The sequence below is a fragment of the Gallalistipes aquisgranensis genome (genome assembly GCF_014982715.1).
GTDB lineage: Bacteria > Bacteroidota > Bacteroidia > Bacteroidales > Rikenellaceae > Gallalistipes > Gallalistipes aquisgranensis.
In genome coordinates this window covers 329,285-350,463 of sequence record NZ_JADCJY010000002.1, presented here as the reverse complement: position 1 = coordinate 350,463, position 21,179 = coordinate 329,285, and the positions used below count along the sequence as shown (strand labels likewise).

Annotated in this window: 10 protein-coding genes; 2 read left to right on the top strand and 8 right to left on the bottom strand. The window is 60.4% G+C overall.

The features are described 5' to 3' along the window. Genes INF32_RS10780 through INF32_RS10770 form a run of 3 tightly spaced genes read right to left on the bottom strand, consistent with a single transcriptional unit; the run spans position 1 to position 6,939 of the window. The gene (locus INF32_RS10780) at positions 1-1,737 is read right to left on the bottom strand and encodes a DUF5123 domain-containing protein (RefSeq protein WP_226388411.1); all 1,737 of its coding nucleotides are present in this window, start codon (positions 1,735-1,737) and stop codon (positions 1-3) included. Between the two features lie 34 nt (positions 1,738-1,771). Further along, positions 1,772-3,628 (bottom strand): RagB/SusD family nutrient uptake outer membrane protein, encoded by a 1,857-nt coding sequence (locus tag INF32_RS10775; protein ID WP_226388410.1) that lies wholly within the window; start codon positions 3,626-3,628, stop codon positions 1,772-1,774. Between the two features lie 26 nt (positions 3,629-3,654). Then, positions 3,655-6,939, bottom strand: coding sequence for a SusC/RagA family TonB-linked outer membrane protein (locus tag INF32_RS10770; RefSeq protein WP_226388409.1), 3,285 nt, complete (start codon positions 6,937-6,939; stop codon positions 3,655-3,657). A 166-nt stretch (positions 6,940-7,105) separates the two neighbouring features. Between INF32_RS10770 and INF32_RS10765 the strand changes: the two genes are divergently transcribed. Continuing rightward, positions 7,106-11,188, top strand: coding sequence for a hybrid sensor histidine kinase/response regulator transcription factor (locus INF32_RS10765; protein ID WP_226388408.1), 4,083 nt, complete (start codon positions 7,106-7,108; stop codon positions 11,186-11,188). A 135-nt stretch (positions 11,189-11,323) separates the two neighbouring features. Here INF32_RS10765 and INF32_RS10760 read toward each other — a convergent pair whose 3' ends face one another. Both INF32_RS10760 and INF32_RS10755 read right to left on the bottom strand, forming a co-directional pair. Then, positions 11,324-12,724 (bottom strand): aminopeptidase P family protein, encoded by a 1,401-nt coding sequence (locus INF32_RS10760; protein ID WP_226388407.1) that lies wholly within the window; start codon positions 12,722-12,724, stop codon positions 11,324-11,326. Positions 12,725-12,769: 45 nt separating this feature from the next. Further along, entirely contained in the window at positions 12,770-13,183 is a 414-nt protein-coding gene (locus INF32_RS10755; RefSeq protein WP_226388406.1) for a secondary thiamine-phosphate synthase enzyme YjbQ, read from the bottom strand. A 129-nt stretch (positions 13,184-13,312) separates the two neighbouring features. Between INF32_RS10755 and INF32_RS10750 the strand changes: the two genes are divergently transcribed. Then, positions 13,313-15,451 carry a Tex family protein gene (locus INF32_RS10750; protein ID WP_226388405.1) on the top strand — a complete coding sequence of 713 codons (2,139 nt, stop codon included), beginning with the start codon at positions 13,313-13,315 and terminating at the stop codon, positions 15,449-15,451. A gap of 96 nt (positions 15,452-15,547) precedes the next feature. Here the strand turns inward: INF32_RS10750 and INF32_RS10745 are convergent, their stop codons facing one another. The 3 genes from INF32_RS10745 to INF32_RS10735 are packed head-to-tail and all read right to left on the bottom strand — an operon-like array spanning position 15,548 to position 21,168. After that, the gene (locus INF32_RS10745) at positions 15,548-17,347 is read right to left on the bottom strand and encodes a glycoside hydrolase family 2 protein (protein ID WP_226388404.1); all 1,800 of its coding nucleotides are present in this window, start codon (positions 17,345-17,347) and stop codon (positions 15,548-15,550) included. Between the two features lie 27 nt (positions 17,348-17,374). Then, the gene (locus INF32_RS10740) at positions 17,375-18,745 is read right to left on the bottom strand and encodes a DUF4861 family protein (protein ID WP_226388403.1); all 1,371 of its coding nucleotides are present in this window, start codon (positions 18,743-18,745) and stop codon (positions 17,375-17,377) included. 2 nt (positions 18,746-18,747) lie between these two features. Beyond that, positions 18,748-21,168 (bottom strand): rhamnogalacturonan lyase family protein, encoded by a 2,421-nt coding sequence (locus tag INF32_RS10735; RefSeq protein ID WP_226388402.1) that lies wholly within the window; start codon positions 21,166-21,168, stop codon positions 18,748-18,750. Positions 21,169-21,179: the final 11 nt, after the last annotated feature.

Genomic DNA, 21,179 nt, shown 5'->3' with positions numbered 1-21,179 from the left:
CTATTTCTCCCACCGGGGGTCGCCCACTCCGGCCAATCCCATCCCGGGTGCGATCGTGTAGTCGGACTCGTCGCGTCCGGGGAACACTTCCGCAGCCTTGTGGCCGATGCTGGACGCATCCTTAATGTCGGTGAAGTAACCGTTGGTGTCGGTTACCCGGTATGTGTTCAGGAAGACGCCCGTGGCGCCGTCGAAAGCCTTCTTTTTCAGCAACAGTTTGTCGTCCACCTTCATCTGTCCGAAGATGCAGTTCGAAATGGACACCTTCGCATTGAGTTTATTGAAGTTCAAGAAACTGCGCGAAGAGGTGTTTTCCGGTACGAACTCGTGCTTGTACGGCATGGCGAACTGGTCGAACGTACAGTTGGCGATCTCTACCTCGGGGACGATCGCTCCCTTGCCCAGGCGCTGTTCGATCAGGCCCGTGTAGAGGTGGTGGAAAGTCGAGTTTTTGATGGAGTATTTCCCGCAGTGGATGTCGATGCTTTCGCTTCCGTTACGGTTCAGGTGGATGAACGACTGTACTTCTCCGATCTTTCCGTTGTTGTCGCTCCGCATGTCGTAGACGAGGGCGTCGTTCACGCTGATCTCCCCGATATGGACGGAGCTGTTGCTGATTGTATACCCCGGCACTTGGATGACGGAGGCAGCGTAGTTGCGCAGCACGCAGTCGTCCATCGTCAGTTTGCCGATCGTGATGTGGTATACCACGTCATTATTGGGAATGGGAATGAAGAAGACGGCTTGTCCGGCCGGTTTCACCGAGGGGTCTTCCGTCTCTCCGCTGAGCGTCACGCCGGAGATTTCGATGTGGCTGATGGTGATATGGTCCATGTTGTACGTGCCCGGAGTGTTGCCGCCCACGACGAACTGTTTGAGGTAGAGCACGGGCGAAGGTGCTCCCGGGGCTCCGGTGATCGTGACGGCCTTGGTCAGTTCGATCTCCTGTGCGGAGTAGTCGTATTTCTGTCCGCCCGTCAGCAGGATGACAGCTCCGTCGGGCGCGCTTTCGATCGTGCTCTTCAGGTCGTCGTCCTTGTCCACCAGAATGCCGTTGTCGGGCACCGAAGGCGTTTTGAAGGCGATGTAGCTGATCGGACCGCCGTCCTTTTTCATCGTGGCGCGGTAGGAGACCCCTTCGCTCAGCCCTTCGACCTTCAGCGATCCCGCCGCGAGGATTTCGGGCGTGATCTCCACCGAACGGTCTTCGGCTCCGCTCGACGTCAGCACCAGTTCGTCGGCGTCCACGGGCACCATTACGCCCTCTTCATCGCCGGCCATTTCGGCCGTCCACCGCAGGGTGACGTACGTGTAGCCCAGCTCCTGATAGGTGGGCTCCGAGAAGATGGAGTACATCCGGTCCGTTTGGCCCTGGGTGTAGACATATTTGGAGTTCAGTTCCGCCTTGTCGGAGACGGCCCGCAGCCGCAGATAGTATTGGGTCTTCTCCTCGAGGTTGGCGAATTTCGTGTTGAGCGAATCGGGGTGTACGAGGTTCGTCCGCTCGATGGGGTCGAATTCGGCGTTCAGGGCCAGGTCCACTTCGTAGTGATGGACTCCGGGACTGCGCCGCCAGCTCGCCGTCAGCCCGTTGTAGCGGGCCTTGACGATGAAGCTGTCCGGCATGAACAGGCGTGCGTTTTTGCGCGGATCGACGTCATCTTCGCAACTCTGCAGGAACAATGCCCCTACGATCAGGAAAAGGGCGGGCAAAAGTGTTTTATAGATGGTTTTCATGGTATCTTCGGTTTTACGTTCGCTTCCGTGAAGGTTATTTGCCGTAATAGTTTTTCAGGGAGCCCATGCTCTCGGCGATCACGTCCTTGTGGATGGGATAGAGGTAGACCATGGGGTCCTGATTCAGCACCACGTCGCGGTAGTAGTAGTTATACTCCTTTTTCAGAATGAACTCTCCGTTCTGGGTCTCCACCATTCGGCCGCACCATTGGTATCTCGTGTAACCTGTGGGGGTGCTGGTCATATTCTGATCGAGACCTTTGATATCGAGTGTCCCATCGGAATTTTTCTTGTAATAGATATAGTTCGGAACGTTGGCGTATTTTCCGCCGTCGCTCGGATTCCGGGACTGTATGCCCATGTCGAAGAGGTTCTGCTTCAGTTCGATCAGCTTTTCGCGCAGCAGATTCCAGCGGATCAGATCGTATTTGCGGATCGACTCGCCGGCGAACTCCCAGGCCCGCTCGTTGACCAGTGCGTCGAAGAAGGTGTCGTGGTCGGTCAGTCCGTCCACGTATTCATCCACCATGGTGGCGTGCAGGTCGGCCGGGAAAGCCCGTTTGCGCACCTCCTTCAGCGCCATGCGGGCCGAATCGGTCGGAGCGCCCTTGAGTTCGTTCTCCGCCTCGGCAAACATCAGCAGGACGTCCGCATAGCGGATGATCGGCCAGTTGATGCCCGTGTTGTATTCGCCGTTGTAACCTTGCGGCGTTTTCATATCCAGTTTGCTCCATTTGCCGACGCACACGCGTCTTACGGGGTCGGCGGGTTCCTGCTCCAGTCTGCCCGTCTCCTCGTTCCATTTCCACAGGTAAGGTACGCAACTGATGTCGCGGCGCACGTCGCCCTGGGCGAAAGAGTACATGAAAGGCAGAGTCACGTTGTAGTAGACGTTGCTGAACCCGTAGATGCTGAAGGAGTTTTTTTCGATCCGCACACCGATATTATGTCCGACGGCGCTGTTGTAGTTGAGTGCCATGGCTACCTCGTAGAGCATGTCGTCGTTGCCCGGGTAGATCTCCTGACACTGGTTGTAGAAGACCTCCTTGAAACTGCTCGCGAGCGTGTGGCGACCCGATTCGATCAGTTTCCGGCTGTAATCGGCGGCGATCTGGTAGTACTTCAGATAGTCGGCGGGACGGTACATCCGGCCGGGTGCACTCGGGTTGTTGAGGTCGGGTCTCAGCGACCAGCCGCCCCGGGTCAGCGCCAGCCGGGCGATCAGTCCCTGGACGGCACCGCGGTTGAGGCGCTCCACCTTTTCGGTCAGTTCGCCCGCGTAGTACATGGTGGGTTCGACTTCGATCAGGTCCTGGATGACATGGGCCTGGATGGTGTCGCGGTTCGTGGCGCCGGGATAGAAGTCGTCGTCGAACCGTGTTTCCCGTGTTAGGAAGGGAACGTCGCCCCAGTTGCGGGTCAGCTCCAGGTACATCAGGGCCCGGATGGCCTTCGCCTCGCCGTACAGGTGGCGGATCATGCTGGGCTGGGTCGGGTCGGAGTTGATGAAAAGCGGACTGTTCTCGATGCCCGTGATACACTCGTTGGCCCGGTTGATGGCGATATACATGTAGTTGAATCCCTCCATCTCGGAGTTCGACGGTGTGGCCGTGTAGTCCCACAGTCCGCGCCGCGTGTCCTCCGGCGTGGCCGAGGTGGTGCCGAATTCGATGTCGTTGTTGTATCCGTAATAGAGGCTGGTCTGCTGCCCGTAGAGCCGGTTGTGTCCCAATACGGCATAGACGCCCAGGATCGCGCGGTAGGCTTCCGACTCCGAAGAGTACATCACCTCTTCGGTCAGCGTCGAAGGGGAGTTCACTTCGAGGAACTTGGTGCAGGACGACATCCCCAGGGTTGCCAGTGCGGCTATCGAAAGAAATATCTTTTTCATGGTCTGTTGATTATTGATGTCGTGGGTTAAAAAGTGATGTTGGCGCCGAAGGTGAAGGTCCGGGCTTTGGGATAGGCGGAATAATCGACGCCCGGCGTCAGCGGAGTCGACCGCCGGGTGTTCACCTCGGGGTCGAATCCGGTGTATTTGGTCCACAGCCAAAGGTTGTTGCCCGTCACGTAGAGCCGCAGTTTCGAAACGCCGAATTTCCGGGTCAGTTTCGAGGGAAGCGTGTAGCCGAGGGTGACGTTGGCCAGACGCAGGAACGAACCGTCCTCGATGCCCCACGAATGGAGCACTACGCGCGACTGGGTGGGGCTCCACATGGTCGCGTTGGCGTTGTAGGCTTTCAGCGCCGCCTTGTCGCCCCGCAGATCGTTGCCGTCCCGGTCGAAGATCATGAAGCGGTTGCCGGTATTGAATTCGTTCGACAAGTTATAGTAGGAATATTTCCACGTGGAGGCGTTCATCAGTTTCTGGGCATTGTAGACGTCGTTGCCGTAAACCCAGTTCAGGAATACCGAGAAGTCGATTCCCTTGTAGTTGCCCGAGAGGGTGAAACCGCCCGTATGCTTGGGTGTGGCGTTACCGATAACCGTGCGGTCGTCCGCGGTCACCATGCACGACTGAGGGTCGTTCGGGTCATAGGGCGTGAGTTTTTTCAGTTTCAGCGAACCCACGCGCGGTCCCTGTGTCACGCTCGGCGCACCAAGCGAACCGGTAATGGGCTGACTGTTGGCTACGCCGGGTTTCAGCGCCCAGTTGCCCTCGCCTTCCATAAAGTCGTCCACCGTGTAGAATCCGTCGGTCACATATCCGTACATCAGACCGATGGACTGGCCCACCTGCAACAGATAGTCCTGCGATTCGCGCAGGTCGGCGCCCAACCATCCGCTCTGGTAGAATTTCGATTCGGCACCGTCCAGTTTGTCGACCCGGTTGCGGTTGAAGGCGATGTTGAACGAGGCGTTCAGGTTGAAGTCCTTTTTCTGGACGATCACGCCCTCCAGCGAGATTTCGATACCCCGGTTGGAAGTCTGCCCGATGTTGCGCAACTGGTCCGTGTATCCTTTGTAGGAGGGCAGTTTCGATTTGATGAGCAGGTCGCGGGTAGTGTTCCAGTAAACCTCAACCGTACCTTTGATTCGGTTTCTCAGCACTTCGAAGTCCAGGCCGATATTCCGGGTGACGGTCGTTTCCCATTTCAGATTGGGGTTGACCAGCGTGGTAGAGGTGTTGGCGTAGTACAGGTTGGGGATATTGGTGATTCCCGCGTACATCGAATTCGTGTCGAACGCTCCCCGAAACGTACGCCGCCACATATCGTTGTCGATCCGGTTGTTGCCCGCCTCACCATAGCTCACGCGGAGTTTCAGGTTGTCGAGCCAGCTCACGTCCTTGAGGAACGGCTCCTCGCTCATGCGCCATGCGAAGGCGCCCGAGGGGAAGTAGCCCCACTGATTGCCGGGGGCGAACTTGGTCGAACCGTCGGCACGGAACGTGGCCGAGAAGAGGTATTTGTCACGGTACGTGTAGTTCACGCGGCCGAAGAACGAAGCCAGCCGGGTCGGAGAGGCCACGGTGGTCTCGGGATACTCCTGGGAACCGAAGGACATCCGGGCGAACGCGTCGCTGGGTGAGATGTCCACCGGCAGGCTGCGGGCCGTCACCTCGAGTCTCGAATCGTCTTCGGACATCGCCTCGAAACCTGCCATCGCGTTGAGCGAATGGCGTTTGGTTTTGTATTTATAGGTCAGGGTGTGGGCCGTGCGCCATCTGGGACGGTCGATGTCGGTGCGCTCCGCCACGGGTTTGCTGCCCGCCTGCCGCGCCTTGTAGGTCAGCGGTCCGTAGAACCGGCGTACGTCTTCCTGCCGGGTCATGCCTCCGATCTCCGAACGCAGGGAGAGGTTTTTGGTGATGTTCCACGAGAGGGCGCCGTTCACGTTCAGTTCGGTCCTCTTGCGGCGCTTGTAGTCCTGGTCGACCAGCGTGATGGGGTCGTACAGGGAACTGCCGTTCTCGATCTCGTCGTAGGCGATCTGGTCCTCTTCGGTCATGTCGTCGGTGATGTTTCCCTTGCCATAGACCGGACGGTAGTTCACGGCGTTCTTGATCTCGCTCGAACTGTTGACCGAGGTGCCGGCGCCCATGGTCACCGAGTTGGTATAATAGGTGGAGAGGTCGACCTTCACCTTCTGGGAGATGCGGTGGTTCAGTTTGAAACTGATGTTGGCCCGTTCGAAACTCGAGTTGCGCAACACGCCGTCCTCGTTCAGGTAGGAGAGGCTGAGGTTGAACTTGGTCTTGTCGCTGCCGCCGTTCACGGCCACGTTGTGGTATTGTCCCCAGGCGGTACGGCCGAACATCTGGTCCTGATAGTCCGTGCCGGGTATGTTCTTGTAGATGTCGAAGTCGGCCGGCTGTCCGTAGTTCCGGATGAAGGCCTCGTATTCGGCGGCCGCCTTGAGCGACGCCAGTTCGTACTGCATCTGCACATACTCGTAGGAGTTCATCATGTCCAGCATGCGGGGAACGTATTTGAACGATCCGTAACCGTTGTAGGTGACGGTCGTACGGCCGGCCTTGGCGGATTTCGTGGTGACGATCACCACGCCGTTGGCGCCCCGGGCCCCGTAGATGGCCGTGGAGGAGGCGTCTTTCAGCACGTCGATCGACTGGATGTCGGAGCTCGATAGCGTGCTCAGGTCGTCCATCGGGAAGCCGTCCACGATGTACAGAGGCGAGTTGTCCTGCGTGATCGAGCCGCCGCCCCGGATGCGGATGCTCACTTCGGCGTCGGGAGCGCCGTCGCTGGTGGTGACGTAAACGCCCGCCAGACGGCCCGCCAGTGCCGAACTGAGGTTGACCGTCGGCACTTCGGCGATAGCGCCTCCGCTGAGCGAGGAGACAGCGCCGGTCAGGTCCCGTTTGGCCATCGTGCCGTAGCCCACGACCACCACGTCTTCGATCACTTCGGTGTCGCTCTGCATCACGACGTCCACTTTCGTGCGGCCGTTCACGGGAATCGTCTGTTTTTTATATCCCAGGAACGAAAAGGTGAGCGAGGCGCTCTTTTTGGGTACGGAAATCGAGTACCGTCCCTTCGCATCGACGGTCGTTCCCCGCGAGGTGCCCTCCACGACGACGGAGACGCCGAGCAGCGGGGCGCCGCTTTCGTCGACCACGGTGCCCGACACCTTGATGGTCTCCTGGGAATAGACATTCGGGATGCCGGTCATCACAAGCGCCGCGACCAGGCACACCTGAATGAAAAGACACCCTCTCAGAAAAGTAGATTTTCTCTTCATGGTTGAATGATTAGGTTAGCGTTCATTTAGAATAACTGCGAAACAAAAGTATGGAAAGGTTTTCCATGCGTCCGGACAATTTGTTTCAATAAACTGACGATTCGTTCCATCCGCTTGTTTATATCAAATAAAATATGGTTAGTTTTGTAAACCCTAAAATAAACCGATGAGACCGAAAACCGTTTTGCTTGCCGCTCTGCTCTGTTTCTGCGGAAATTCCTCTTTCGCCCTGTCGGACGAAAGCGACCGGCGGCTCTCCTTCCGATACATCAGCGTGAACGACGGACTGTCGCAGAACTCCGTCACTTCGATTCTCCAGAACAAGGACGGGATCGTGATGATATCCACCTACGACGGAATGAACTTCTTCGACGGATACGGGATCGTCTCGCAGCGCTATTCGCCTTCCCGTCCCGAGGGGCTGTTCAACAACCGGATCGTCTGCATGGAATCCTACTACGACGGTACGGTCTGGGTGGGACTGGACGGGGGACTGATGCGCTACGATTCCGACCTCCAGCGCTATATCAACTATACCGACTCGCTCGGCATGCTCAGTTTCTACTCGGTGCGTTCGCTGGACAGCGACGGGCAGGGAAACCTCTGGGTGGGAACCAGCGAGGAGCTTATCTTCGGGCGGAAGGACGGGCGGGGAAACCTCTCCTTCTCCGTGGTGGAGGGGATGCCGGCGGCCAACGTCTATGCCATCCAGTGCGATCGCCAGTGCGGAACCTGGGCCGGTACGATCGACGGCCTGTACTTCTTCCCTCCGGCGGGGGAAGGGATGCCCACCCCTTTCCCGGTGGATCATTTCGCGGGCAGGACCATCACCACGATCTACTGCGACCGTCAGGGCGGTATCTGGGTGGGATACCGGGGCGGCCTGGCCGTGCGTCCGCCGCACCGGGCCGCTTTCGTCGAGGTGGAGCTTCCTCCGGGTCCGTCGGTCCAGGTGGACCGCATCGTGCAGGATTTCGAGGGGCGGATGTGGTTCGGGACCAACCGGCACGGATTGTTCTGCGCCGTTGTCAAAGATTACGAAATCCGGAGCATTTCCGGTTATACGCCTTCCGACTTTTTCGGACGGCTGACGGACGAGAAGATCGCCGCTCTCTACATCGACCCCTCCAACGTGCTGTGGGTCGGGACGCGCAGGGGGGTGAACTACGCCGATCTCTCCACGCCCCAGTTCCATCTGTTCCGTCCGCTCGTCACCGAACGCCTCAGCGAGCTGGGCTATGCCGGGGAGCATATCTACTCCCTCTTTTCGGACAGCAGGGACCAGTTGTGGATCAACAAGTTCGAAGGAGATCTGCTGCGCTACGACCTGACGCGGAAAAGGATGACCGACATGACGAAGGAACTGTCGCTCTCGGGGGTTTCCCAGATGATCGAAAGCCGGGACGGCACGCTGTGGGCGGCGGCCCACGATGCCGTGTACCGAATCGAGGGGCGGGGCGGCGACCGCTATGCGAGCCGCCGGGTGGATTTGGGGTCCGGCAACGCGCAGCAGAAGTACCGCTACTATTCGGGGCTTTCCGAAGACCCGCACGGACATATCTGGATCGCTACCCTGAACGGATTGGTCCGTTACCGGCCGGCCGACGGAAGCCACGAAACCTATCTGCGTTCGGACGGCCTCTCCTCCAACTCCTCCTATTGCGTGCTGGCCGATCCGGACGGACATACGCTCTGGGTGGGGTCGTCCGATCTGGGGCTGACCCGCGTACGGTACGACGACCGGGGCATCGTCTCCACGGAGATCATCCGGCAGAAAGGCAACGGCTTCCGGATCAGCCACAACCAGGTGTGGTGTCTGTACCGGGATGAAGAAGGAATCCTGTGGGTAGGAACCGATGCCGGGCTGAACCGGATCGAGACCCGGGACGGGGAGATCGTGTCGGTTTCGCACGTGACCGACCCCCTGTTGCGCGAAGCCAAGATTCAGGCCATCATCGGCGATTCGGAGGGCTGTCTCTGGCTCAACAGCAGCCAGGGGCTCTATTCCTACGATCCGCGGTCGCACATCGCCCGGCGGTATATCAGTGACAACGGCCTGCAAAGCAATACCTTCACCAATGCGGTCACGAAGACCCGCAGCGGATGGATACTGGCCGGGGGAATCAACGGCATCAACTATTTCAATCCCCGGCTTTTCCCGAAACGGAGTTACGCGGGAAGACCGGTCCTGACCCGTCTCCGGGTCTTCAACAAGACGATCCGGCCCGGCCAAAAATACGACGGCAGGGAGATTCTCTCGCGCGGCATCAACGTGACGGAACGGGTTACGCTTCATTACGAACACAACAACTTCGTACTGGAGTTTACCTCGGATCACTATGCGATTCCGCGGAGCAACCGGTTCCGTTACAAACTGGAGCATTACGACCGCGACTGGATCGAAGTGGGCGCATCGCAACGTTTCGCCTCATACGAGAACCTGCCGGCGGGTCGTTACACCTTCCTGTTACAGTCGGCCAACAGCGACCGGCAGTGGAGCCGCGAGGTCAAACGGATCGAGTTCGTGATCCTTCCGCCGCCCTGGGCCAGCTGGTGGGCCGTCCTGCTCTACCTGACGGGCGGGGCCCTGCTGATTACCGGCGTGATCTTCTATTTCCGTTCGCGTCAGCGGTGGCGCCAGGAGTTGTTCCGGCGGGAGGTCGAACAGCAGAACCGAGAGGAACTGAACGAAATGAAGCTCAATTTCTTCATGAACATCACCCACGAACTGCGCACGCCGCTCACCCTCATCTCCGCCCCGCTGCGCGATCTGCGGGCCCGGTACGACTCGGAGGAGTATGCGGGATTCCGGCTCGGGATCATCGACCGGAACGTCCGCAAGCTGCTCAAGCTCATCAATCAGCTGCTCGACATACGGCGCATCTCTTCGCACACGCTGCCCATGGCCGTTTCACTTTACGACGTGTACGGCGCGGTGAGGGGCGTGGTCGATTCGTTCGCTTACCTGAGCAGCCAGTCGGGCATTGCGCTGCGTTTCGTCGCGCCGGAAGAGCGGCCCGAAGGGTGGTTCGACCTCGACAAGATCGAGAAAGTGTTGCATAATCTGATTTCCAACGCCTTCAAGTTCACACCCCGGGGTGGCGGCATCGAGGTCGGACTCCGGTTCGAGACGGGCGATTCGGGAAAGTTCGCCGTCGTTTCGGTACGGGATTCGGGGGTCGGGATTCCCCAGCGGGAACTTTCCCGCATTTTCGACATGTTCTATCACGGTACGCCGCTCCACGGACAGAGCAGCGGTGTGGGCCTTTCGCTGACCAAAGCCCTGATCGAACTGCACGGCGGTCGTGTGGAGGTCTCCAGCGCCCCCCAGCAGGGTTCCGAGTTCACGGTCAGGTTCCGGATCGACCGGGAGGCCTACAAGCCCGAGTATATCGTTGGCGGAGAGCTCTCCGGGCGGGAAAGGGAGGAGGTGCCTTCGGCCGTTCCGGCCGAAAAGCCGCATCAAACCTATACCGTGCTGGTCGTGGAGGACAATGCGGATATGCTGGACTACATTACGGAGTGTCTGAAGGGCGAGTTTACCGTCGTCCGGGCTCCCGACGGGGAGCAGGGACTGGAGGCGGCCTGCACCCGGCATCCCGACATCGTCATCACCGATATGATGATGCCCGTCATGGACGGGCTGGAATTCATCCGCCGGATGAAGGCCGACAGTCGCACGGGACACATCCCGATCATCGTCCACAGCGTCAAGAGCGACCGGGAGTCCATCCGCGAGGCGTTCGTGGCGGGTGCGTACGAGTACATCGTGAAACCGTTCGAACCGGAGACGCTCGTTTTCCGCATGACGAACCTGCTCAACGCGAGGACGCAGTTCGCCCGCAAGGTGCAGAACGAAAAGAATATGGAGCCTTCCGGCGTGCATGTGCCTTCACAGGACGAGGAGCTGTTGGTAAGAATCCGGACCGTCGTCGAGGAGAACATGTCGAACGTCGATTTCGGCGTGGATCAGATGGCTTCCGAACTGGGCATGAGCCGCACGCAGCTCTATCGTCGCACGAAGGCCATTCCGCCCGGCAGGAATCCGAACGAAATCATCCGCGACATCCGTATCCGGCGGGCCGCCCAGTTGCTCGCCACGGGACAGCTGCGGGTCGCGGAGGTGCTGTACGAGATCGGGATGACCAACCATACCCGGTTCATCCGCTATTTCAGGGATGCTTACGGGATCACGCCGAAAGAGTATATCCGGAAGTTCAACTCCCGGCCCGAGGATCTTCCCGAATAGAACGGACGCGTGTTTCCTGTCCTGTTCGGGCGGCGCCTTCCGGAAATGCAGGGAAGTTCGTGCGGTTCCGTGCGGAACAGAAAAGGGCGCCGCGGAGCAGACCGCGATGCCCTTTCGTATGGCCGGCGGGGGAATTTACCGGTTCTCCCGCATGAACTCCTCGATCTGTCCGACGGTGACGGGTACCCGTTGTTTGCCGAGCATGCGGTTGCCGTCGGGGGTGATGAGGATGTCGTCCTCGATGCGGATGCCGCCGAAATCGTAGTAGGGTCTCAGCGCCTCGAAGTCGATGAACTCCCGGTTCAGCCCCTCGTGTTTCCACTTTTCGATGTAGGCGGGGATGAAGTAGATGCCCGGTTCGACCGTCATCACGAAGCCCGGTTTCAGGCGGCGGCCCATGCGCAGCGAGGAGAGTCCCAGTTCGGTGCTGCGCTCCGTCTCCAGGTCGTAGCCTACGTACTTTTCGCCGATGTCCTCCATGTCGTGCACGTCGATGCCCATCTGGTGCCCTAGTCCGTGCGGCATGAAGAGGGCATGGGCTCCGGCGGCCACCGCCTCGTCCGTGTCGCCCCGCATCAGCCCCAGTGCCTTGAGCCCTTCGACGATGACCCGGGCGGCCGCCAGATGGATCTCCTGGTAGCGCAGGCCCGGTTTCGAGAGCTCGAAGGCCCTGTCGTTGGCGGCCAGCACGATATTGTAGACCTCTTTCTGCCGTTCGGTGAAACGGCCGCTCACGGGGAAAGTCCGGGTGAAGTCGCTGCAGTAGTTCATTGTGGTTTCGGCTCCGGCGTCCACCAGCAGCAGGCGGCCCGCTTCGAGCACCCCGTCGTAGCAGTGGTTATGGAGCGTCTCGCCGTGCTGCGACACGATGGAGGCGAACGATACGCCCGCACCCGACTGCATGGCGATTCCCTCGATGGCTCCGGCGATCTCCCGTTCCACGACGCCTGGCCGGCACATGCGCATGGCCGTGGTGTGCATCCGGTAGCCGATCTCGCAGGCCCGTTCGATCTCCTCGATCTCCTCGGCGCTTTTCGATTCGCGCAGGGAGACCACGGCCAGCGCCAGTTCCACGGAGACGCGGTCGGGCACCGCTCCGGGCGTCAGTCCCAGCAGTGAGGCGATCAGCAGCCGGTTTTCGGCCCGGTAAGGTGGCAGGAAATGGACTCTGCGTCCCCGACGCACGGCGTCCGTGATCCGTTCCGCCAGCCTGGAGAGGTGAAAGGTATGTCTGATGCCGACCCGTCCGCCCAGTTCGGCCACCGAGGGCTGGGGACCCGTCCAGATGATGTCGTCCATCGACAGGTCGTCGCCGTAGAGTGCTTCCTCTCCCGTGTCGGCGTCCAGCACGCCCACCAGATCGGGATGGTTCAGCCCGAAAAAGTAGAGGAACGTGCTGTCCTGCCGGAAATGGTAGGTGTTCGAGGGGTAGTTGGCCGGGGCCTCTCCGTTGCCGGGCAGCAGGATCAGTCCTCCTTTGGTGACCCGTTCGCGCAGCAGGGCACGGCGGCGGGAGTAGGTTTCAGCTGAAAACATGGTCTTGTCGTTTTGGTTCGATTCCAAATATAGGAAAAAAATCCGTCATTCTCCGATTGCGGTGGCCACGATCCGGCGGCCGCCGCCCCGGTTGCGGAATTCGCAGAGCCAGATGCCCTGCCACATGCCCAGATTGAGCCGGCCGCCGGTGACGGGAATCGTGAGCGAGGCTCCCGCGAGGGTCGATTTCGCATGGGCGGGCATGTCGTCGGCCCCTTCCAGCGTGTGTTCGTAATAGGGTTCCCGTTCCCGCACGAGACGGTCGAAGATCGCCGCCATGTCGCCCCGCACGTCGGGGTCGGCGTTTTCGTTGAGGGTGAGCGCCGCCGAGGTGTGCTGCAGGAAGAGGTGGAGCAGGCCCGTTTCGGGCAGCGGGGGCAGGTGCCGCAGGATTTCGTCCGTGACCAGGTGGAAGCCCCGGCTCCGGGGGCGCAGTGAGAATTCGGTCTGTCGTACCATGTCGGTATTTTTCGGCGAAGATAGCTTTTTTCGGCGTAACCGCCGAACGGGGATGGAAGCGGATTGGGTTTCCCGTCGTAAAATCCTATCTTTGCCGCGGGCCGGACGGCCTTTTGAAAAGACATTCCGATGACACGACAGCAAAAACAGGAACTGACGGGGCTGATCGCCCGCGGCCGGTCGCTTCCCGAGGGCGGCGTGACAGGCGTGATCGCCCTGGTGGACGAAGGGGCTACGGTCCCCTTTATCAGCCGCTACCGGAAGGAGGCCACGGGCGGGCTGGACGAGGTGCAGGTGGCGGCCGTGAAACAGGATTACGAACGGCTGACCGAATTGCTCCGGAGGCGGCAGACCGTGTTGGATTCGATTGCCGAACAGGGAAAGCTGACCGACGAACTGCGCCGGCGGATCGAGTCCTGCTACGATTCCGCGCAACTGGAAGACATCTACCTGCCTTTCCGTCCGAAACGGCGGACGAGGGCGACCGTCGCCCGGGAACGGGGACTGGAACCGCTCGCCGCCCTGCTGATGCGGCAGGACGGGGCCCGGCCCGGGCAGCTGGCCTCCCGGTTCGTCCGGGGGGAGGTCGGGGACGCGGAGCAGGCGCTCGAGGGAGCCCGCGACATTATGGCCGAATGGGTCAGCGAGAGCGAGCGGAGCCGCAGCGCCATGCGCCGGCTTTTCCGTCACGAGGGGATGATCGTCTCCCGGGTGGTGAAGGGAAAGGAACGGGAAGGGGTGAAATACGCCGATTATTTCGACAGTTCGGAACTCTTGCGCCGGATTCCGTCGCACCGTCTGCTGGCTCTGCTGCGCGGGGAACGGGAGGGGGTGCTCCGGCTTGCGGCAGCGCCCGACGAGGCGCGTGCGCTGGAACAGCTCGAACGGATTTTCGTACGGGGAGATTCTCCCGCACGGGAACAGGTGGAGATTGCCGTGAAGGACGGGTACAAGCGATTGCTGAAACCCTCCATGGAGGCCGAGGCGATCGCGCAGGCGCGGGAACGGGCCGAAGAGGAGGCGATCCGGGTATTTGCCGCCAATCTGCGGCAGTTGCTCCTCTCTCCGCCGCTGGGTCGCAGGCGGGTCATGGCGGTCGACCCGGGCTTCCGGAGCGGCTGCAAAGTGGTCTGCCTTGACGAGCAGGGTGCCTTGCTGCACAGCGAAACCCTCTATCCCCATCCGCCTCAGGGCCGGGAGAAAGAGGCTTCGGAGCGTTTCGCGGCGTTGGCCGCACGTTATCGGACCGAGGCGGTCGCCGTGGGCGACGGTACGGCCGGACGCGAGACGGAGGCGTTCCTGCGGGGTGTCGCTTTCCCGCACCCGGTGGAGATATTCTCTGTCAGCGAGGATGGAGCCAGTGTCTATTCCGCTTCGGAGACGGCCCGGGAGGAGTTTCCCGACTGCGATGTCACGGTGCGCGGGGCGGTCTCGATCGGCCGCCGTCTGATCGACCCGCTGGCCGAACTGGTGAAGATCGACCCGAAGGCGATCGGTGTGGGACAGTATCAGCACGACGTGGACCAGAAACGTCTGAAAGAGAGTCTGGACGCCGTGGTCGAAAGTTGTGTGAACCACGTGGGGGTGAACCTCAATACGGCTTCGAGACATCTGCTGGCCTACGTCTCGGGCGTGGGGCCGGCGCTGGCACAGAATATCGTGGAGTACCGTGCGGCCAACGGACCTTTCGTTTCGCGGGCCGGACTGCTCCGGGTGCCCCGGCTGGGACCCAAGGCGTTCGAACAGTGTGCCGGGTTCCTGCGTATCGACGGTGCCGAAAATCCGCTGGACAACAGTGCCGTGCATCCCGAATCGTACGGAGTGGCGGAGCGGATGGCGGCCGATCTGGGAACGGACGTGCGGCATCTGTTGCAGGATGAAGCGCTGCGCAGCCGGATCGACGTCCGCCGCTATGTGACCGAAAAGACGGGTATCCCCACCCTGACGGATATCCTGGCCGAACTCGCCAAACCGGGCCGCGATCCGCGCAGTACGATCCGGGCTTTCCGGTTCGCGGAGGGAGTGCGTTCGGTCGATGACCTGTACGAAGGGATGCTGCTGCCGGGGATCGTGACCAATATCACCAATTTCGGCGCCTTCGTGGATATAGGCGTCAAGCAGGACGGGCTGGTGCATATATCCCAGCTTTCCGACCGTTACGTGAGCGATCCGAATCAGGCGGTGAGGCTGCACCAGCAGGTGACCGTACGGGTGACGGGGATCGACCGGGTGCGGGGCCGGATCAGTCTGTCGATGAAAAATATCTGACGGAGTTTCTCTCCGGGGAACCGGCCGGCAGTTTCGGACGGAAAAAGGGGGGAGCGATCTTTGATCGCTCCCCCCTTTTTTAACGGTGTCTCGCAGCTATTTGGTTTTGTACCACTGCTGCATGACGTAGAAAGCCTGTTTTTTCTGGCCGTGTTCCGACACGAGACCCTTGCGGTTGTAGCCGTCCTGCATGTTGGGCATCACGCGGCGCGGGGAACGGTAGTCCTTCAGGAGCCAGGGCGTGGTGCCGGCCAGTCCCGGAAGGCGTTCGTCGAACATTTTGGCAGATTTGGCGTAGAGTTCGGCCTGGTACTCCTCGGACCAGATCTTCTTGTCGGGCGAACGGTACCCGGCGATGCACTCGCCGCCGTATTCGCTGACGATGATCGGTTTCCCGTAGGGGATTTTCCAGCTCACGCGGTCGATCTTGTCGTTGCGGCCCACGTACCAGCCGACGTACTGGTTGAAGCTCACCACGTCGACCAGTTCGTGCAGGTTGTCCTGCACGGTCATCTCGTTCTCCGAAATGTCGTGCCGTTCCATGGCCAGGCTCACCAGACGCGTGTCGTCCTGCGCGCGGGTATAGGCGATCAGGCCCGAGAGGAATTTGTCGCGGGCCTCGCTGTGAGGGGTTTCGTTGGCCACCGACCAGATGATGATGTTGCCGCGGTTACGGTCGCGTTCGATCATCTCGCTGAGCTGGTTTTTCGCGTTGGTGAAGGTGGCGGGGCTCTCCCAGTTGATCGTCCAGTAGACGGGGACTTCCGACCACACCATGATGCCCATGCGTTCCGCCTCGCGGATCATCTGTTCGCTGTGGGGGTAATGGGCCAGCCGCACGAAGTTGCAGTTCATCTCCCTGGCCCATTTGAGCAGGATGTGCGCTTCGTCTTCCGAGTAGATGCGGCCGCCGCCGTAGGGGGCCTCGTCGTGGATGCAGACCCCTTTCAGAAAGACGGGTTTGCCGTTGAGCAGCACCTGGTGACCGCGAGTGGAGATCGTGCGGAAGGCGATGCGGTCGGCGACGCGGTCCGTCTCCGAGGCGATCACGACGTCGTAGAGTTTGGGCGTTTCGGGGCTCCACAGTGCGGGAGACGCCTCGATCCGGAACGCAGCGACACCGTCGGCTCCGGTCGAAGCCGTCCGCCTGACGTTCAGTTCGGGGATCTCCACCGTGATCTTTTCCCCGGCTTTCCGCTCGCTGAGCCGGACTTCGGCCGCGATCGTGCGGTCGCTGCCCTTTTCCAACTGGATGCGGTAGGTGCGGATGAAGCGGTCGGGCACTTCGACCAGCATCACGTCGCGGGTCAGTCCGCCGTAGTTGAACCAGTCGAAATTGACGGTCGGCACGGCATCCAGCGAACGTTTGTTGTCCACCTTCACGATCACGGAATTCTCCCCTTCGCGGAGCAGGCCGGTCACCTCGAAGTTGAACGGGGTGAATCCTCCGACGTGTTCGCCGGCCTTCTCGCCGTTCACCCATACCTTCGTGTCGTAGTTGGCGGCACCGAAGTAGAGGAAGACCCTTCCGGCCGATTTCCTGTACGGGAACTTCTTCTTGTACCAGAGGGTCCCCTCGTAGTTGTAGAGTTCGGGTTTCTGCGTGTTCCAGTCGCCGGGAACGCGCATCACGGGGGCCGAGTCGAAATCGTACTCCTTCCAGGTGGTGACGTTGTCCACCCGGATGTCCTTGAAGAATCCGTCCGGCGAGGGCAGATTCCGGTAGTTGTAGTACCCGATCTCCTGCTGGTCCATCAGGTAGTTCCAGTAACCGTTCAGGATCTGGGTCTGCCGGGCATAGACGTTTTGGATCAGCGGGGTGGAGCCGGGTGCTTCCTGGGCGCTCAGGGTGACGGCGCTCAGAAGCGAGATCAGCGTGATAAGTCGTTTTTTCATGGTCGGATAGTTAATCGGGAACCGGTGTTATTTTTGTTCGGGTTTGGCACAGGCGACTCTGACCGGGTTGTTGTACTCCCGGTACATCTGTTCGGCATAGGCGTTGAAGGTCTCCTTCGTGTTGTAGCGCGGACCTTCGGCCCAGCTCGCCATGACCATGTATTCGTAGGCATTGTGTGCGTCGGGAGTGACGCGGAACGTGTGGTTGCCGTCGTTGGTCCGGATATACCGGTATTCGGGCCGGTACTGCTCCCTCACGGCGAGGGCCATGCCGATGAAAGGCACTTTCCAGGGAGGGCGGTTGTCGATGTTCTCCGGGTCGCTGATATATTCGGGGCCGGAGGTCACCACCAGTCCGCCGTGCTGGACGAAGTTGTCCTGTTCGGGCTTTTGTCGTACGCCGCAGCCCGGTGCCACGCCCTGTTTCCGCGGTTCGAACGTGGTGAAACGGACCCGGGAAGTGCAGTAGTTGGTGTGGGCGTAGATCGTGTAATCCTGGACATATTCGTAGAATCCGTTGCCCGAATCCCAGTTCATTCCTTTGATCCGGATCATGGAGCGGATCGGGCCGTTGAACACCACGTCGTACGTGTAACGGGTATCGGACATTTGTCCGGCGTTCCATTTCGATTTGGGCGCCAGTTCGAAATGCTTCGGGGTGAAGCGGGGCCGGGAGGCCGAATCGGGCCGTTCGGGGAATTCGAACAGACAGACCGAACCGCCGCCGAAACTGTTGGCCACGCGCTGGATATCCGAACCGTAGTCGGGGTCGATCGTCTGGATGCCGTAGCCGTCGATGTTCTCCATGTAGAGGTGCTGCGACATCAGTGTCGGTTTGCGTTTGCCGAAGACGTCGCAACTGTTGGCGAACCAGATTTTCCAGCCTACGTATTCATTCTCCCAGAAGGGCATCAGGTGGCGGCAGTAGCTGCCGATGTTGGCGTGGGTATAGTGTTTGTTCCAGCCGCGGGAATTTTCGCCCAGATAGATGTAGAACGTCCGTTTTTCACCTGCCTTCAGGTCGGTCTGGAAAAAGATTTCGTCCCAGATGCCGTCCTTGTCGATATCGTCTACCTGGTGGTAGACGGCGTGGCCGTTGGTTTCCCGGCGCAGTTCGTGGCCGCCCTGCAGCGTCAGCCTCTCGGGAGTGGGGGCAGGAGCGGGGGGAAGGGCCGGATCGACCACGGTGACCCACATTTCATGCAGGTCGGGAACCGGAAAGTCGGCCCGGCGGATGATGACCGGACAGTTTTCCCGGTCGATGTCGAGTGTGTTTTCCACCGTGCACTCCACGCGTACCTGCGGGGCGAAACTGCCCTGCGTGTACCACGCTTTGTCACGGGCTTCTCCTGCGGCGCATGTGCAGAGCGCGAGGATTCCTGTCAGCAGTCGTTTCATGGTCATTTGTTTTTGGGAAGTTCCAGAGGGTAGTCGTACACCGAACCGTAACCGCCGCCCTTGTTGCGGGCGAGCCAGAGACGGTAGTCCGTACTCGACCGCGGGGTGACGTACATCCTGTCGATCGGCCGGGTCGCCGTGATGACGAATACGGCCCGTCGTCCGTCGGTATCGGTGCCCGATACGACGAGCTCTTCCCGGTAATCGCCCCACAGGTCGGCCGTCATGATGAGCGAACTGTTTTTTATCGGATTGGGGCGTTCGCCTGCCAGCGGCACGATTTCCCGGCCGTCGAACCGGCCGATTCGGTCGCCGTTTCCGTGGAGCAGGTCGCACACTTTCTCACCGCTCCATTTGACGGGAGTGTAACCGTAGGGGAATCCGTCCATCAGCAGTTTGCCTTCCGCGGAGTAGAGCATCATGTGGTGATCCTTGTGGCCGTTGCGGTTGGAGACGCATTCGATACCCTCCGATCCGTCCCAGATGTCTGCCGTCCAGTTGATGTGGGCGTGCCGCCAGGCGGGGTCGTTCTCCCTGTTGTGCGCCCAGAGGATTTCGCCCGTAGAGGCGTCCACCATGTACAGCCCGGCGTGGGAAGAGGTCTCCACAGCATAGCAGACTTCGAGTCCCGGCCGGGAGGGGATATAGTCGCGGATCGAAATCAGGTCAGGGTGGCTTTTGTAGATCGACCAGCGGACCGTGCCGTCGTGGTTCAGGCAGGTGGTGCCGTAGAAAATCTCCTGCCGGCCGTCTCCGTCCACGTCGATCACTTCCACCTTGTGGCCGCCGGAGCCGCTGGTTTCCATCAGGCTTTTGAAGGTCCACAGCCGGTTCAGACCGGCGTCGTAGGCCGAAATCACTTCGTTTTCATAGATGCCGGTCTGAGTGATGACGGCCGGGTTTTTCCCGTCCAGGCAGGCTATGCTCATCTGAATGCGGGTCGAGGAGCGCGCCATGTCGGTCTCCATCGGGTCCCAGGGCGATTTGCGGAGCACTTTGCCGGTCAGTCCGTCGAGGATGGCTACATAGTTTTGCTCGCCGATCTGAAGCAGGGTGATGACCTCGTCGCGTCCGTCCCCGTCCATGTCCCATACGTTGAAGGGGGCGTTGCATTCGCTGCCGAAGACATGGTCGTGGTCGGCGATGTTTTTGCGCCAGAGCGATTTGCCCGTATAGGAGAAGGCTTCGAGCTGGACGGGGATTCCGGGGTCCTGCGAATTCTCCTTGTTGCCGTTGTCCAGCCGGATCACGCAGCCCGTGCGGCCGTTGCCTTCCAGGTCGCCGAAAACCGGTGTCATGCCCGTTTTGACGGGTGAATAGGGTTTGAACACGGCCACCACGTGTTGCAGGGCACTCCCCGCGTCCGCTCCCACCCACTCCGAAGGATTCCCTTCCGTGCCGTCGGCGAGGACGGGGACGATCCGGTACTGGTACCGTTCGCCCGGGGTGCAGGTCGTGTCCGCGAAAGAGGTGGTACGGACGGGCCGGTCGTTGATCCGGAATCCGCTGTGCATTCTCCGTTTGCCGGATTGCCGGTAGATGTTGAAGGCCGTAGTGCGGGAATCGTCCGGGAGCAGGGCCCAGCTCAGGGCGATCGAACGGTCGCCGTCCGCACAGGCAGCCACTCCGCGCTCACGGATACTCCACCGTTTCCCTTCCGGTTCGCGTACCAGCCGGATACCCAGGTCGGGATAGCAGAGTCCGGGCGACTGGGCGAATACCGATCCGCAGGTCAGGAATTCGGCCGGCGAACACCAGCCTCCGCCCATGATCGAACGTTCGATATCGCTCTGGCAGTAGATCCGGTATTTGAAGTTGGTGGTGCACTGGTCGTCGTTCAGCAGGGCGAACTGCCATACGTTGCCGGCCATCTGATAGAGTCCTCTCGGGTTTTTCGCCCCCCAGCGGGCCGGTTTGAGGTATTTGTCCCATTCGTTGAAGACGCGTTTGCCGTCGCGGTTATAGTTTACCGTCTCCGCAGAGGTGGACGACGGAGCCTTGTCTCCCCAGAAATATTTCCGGTATTTCGGACCTCCCTGGGCTGCGACCCTGAACTCCACGGTGGTCGGGATACGGTAGACTCGTCCCGTGGTGCGGGTCAGCCACTCCGTGTAGGCATCCGCGTCGTAGCGGTTGACGAAGATGACGGGGTATTCCTCCCGCCCGGCGGGAATCTTTCCCTCCTTCCAGTGCAGGGGTGCCCGATGGCCCGTGGCTTCCACGAAGAGCCTGTATTCCGCATTGGTGACGGGATGGTCGAGGATTTCGAATGCGTCCGTGCGGGCGGGTTTGCCTTCGTGCCGGATCTCCGTTTCGGGGATGAGGACGAAGCCGCCTTCGGCGAACGGTTTTTCCTGGGCCCTGTCTCCTGCCAGAGAGCAGGAGGCGACGGCGGCCAGGACAAGGGTTTTCAGCAGGTTCATTTCAGATTGTG

Bases quoted from the DNA above. Each gene is read 5' to 3' on its own strand.
- INF32_RS10745 (WP_226388404.1), bottom strand. From the start codon at position 17,347: ATGAAAAAACGACTTATCACGCTGATCTCGCTTCTGAGCGCCGTCACC.
- INF32_RS10750 (WP_226388405.1), top strand. From the start codon at position 13,313: ATGACACGACAGCAAAAACAGGAACTGACGGGGCTGATCGCCCGCGGC.
- INF32_RS10780 (WP_226388411.1), bottom strand. From the start codon at position 1,737: ATGAAAACCATCTATAAAACACTTTTGCCCGCCCTTTTCCTGATCGTA.
- INF32_RS10735 (WP_226388402.1), bottom strand. From the start codon at position 21,168: ATGAACCTGCTGAAAACCCTTGTCCTGGCCGCCGTCGCCTCCTGCTCT.
- INF32_RS10740 (WP_226388403.1), bottom strand. From the start codon at position 18,745: ATGAAACGACTGCTGACAGGAATCCTCGCGCTCTGCACATGCGCCGCA.
- INF32_RS10765 (WP_226388408.1), top strand. From the start codon at position 7,106: ATGAGACCGAAAACCGTTTTGCTTGCCGCTCTGCTCTGTTTCTGCGGA.
- INF32_RS10760 (WP_226388407.1), bottom strand. From the start codon at position 12,724: ATGTTTTCAGCTGAAACCTACTCCCGCCGCCGTGCCCTGCTGCGCGAA.
- INF32_RS10755 (WP_226388406.1), bottom strand. From the start codon at position 13,183: ATGGTACGACAGACCGAATTCTCACTGCGCCCCCGGAGCCGGGGCTTC.
- INF32_RS10770 (WP_226388409.1), bottom strand. From the start codon at position 6,939: ATGAAGAGAAAATCTACTTTTCTGAGAGGGTGTCTTTTCATTCAGGTG.
- INF32_RS10775 (WP_226388410.1), bottom strand. From the start codon at position 3,628: ATGAAAAAGATATTTCTTTCGATAGCCGCACTGGCAACCCTGGGGATG.